Genomic DNA, 855 nt, shown 5'->3' on the forward strand with positions numbered 1-855 from the left:
GGAGACCTGCTTGATCGCCTTGGCCCGCTCCTCCTTCGGCACGCCGCGGATCTCCATGCCGAAGGCGATATTGCCCGCCACCGTCATATTCGGATAGAGCGCATAGGACTGGAACACCATGGCGATATCGCGCTTGGACGGATGCAGGCCGTTGATGGCCCGTCCGTCGATCCGGATATCGCCAGAGGTGATCGTCTCCAGCCCGGCAATGGTGTTGAGCAGGGTCGACTTGCCGCAGCCGGACGGGCCGACCAGCACGAGGAAGCCGCCCTTTTCGAGTTCGAGGTCGATACCCTTGAGAATGTCGACGGCGCCGAAACGCTTTCTGAGACCGGAGATTTCGAGGAAGGCCATGACTTACCCTTTGACTGCGCCCGCCATCAGACCGCGCACGAAGTAGCGGCCGGCGAGGATGTAGACGATGAGCGTCGGCACGGCGGCGATCATCGCCGCCGCCATGTTGACATTGTATTCGACCACCCCGGTCGAGGTGTTGACGACATTGTTGAGCGCCACCGTCATCGGCATGGAGTCGCCGGTGCCGGCATAGGCCGAGGCAAACAGGAAGTCGTTCCAGATATTGGTGAACTGGTAGATGACGGTGACGACGATGATCGGCAGCGAGTTCGGCAGCATGATGCGGCGGAAGATCTGGAAGAAGCTAGCGCCATCGACCTGGGCGGCGCGCACCAGCTCGGTCGGAAAAGCCTCGTAGAAATTGCGGAAGAACAGCGTGGTGAAGCCCAGACCATAGACGACATGGACGAAGACCAGGTTGACGGTCGGATTGCCGAAGCCGAAGGAAAAGCCGGTGGCGTTCTGCAGCGTCATGCCGAAGCGGCCGAGCGAGCCGAG

The 855-nt window shown here is 61.3% G+C and carries 2 protein-coding genes; both read right to left on the reverse strand.

Annotated features, from left to right (window positions below; genetic code table 11):
* A partial coding sequence (locus tag CO671_RS33125) for an ABC transporter ATP-binding protein (protein ID WP_141514518.1) occupies nt 1-354 on the reverse strand: 354 nt, incomplete at its 3' end.
* 3 nt (nt 355-357) lie between these two features.
* The coding region (locus tag CO671_RS33130; protein ID WP_141514519.1) for a carbohydrate ABC transporter permease at nt 358-855 on the reverse strand (498 nt) is incomplete at its 5' end.

This window comes from Rhizobium sp. M10 (genome assembly GCF_002531955.1).
GTDB classification, from domain to species: Bacteria; Pseudomonadota; Alphaproteobacteria; order Rhizobiales; family Rhizobiaceae; genus Rhizobium; species Rhizobium etli_C.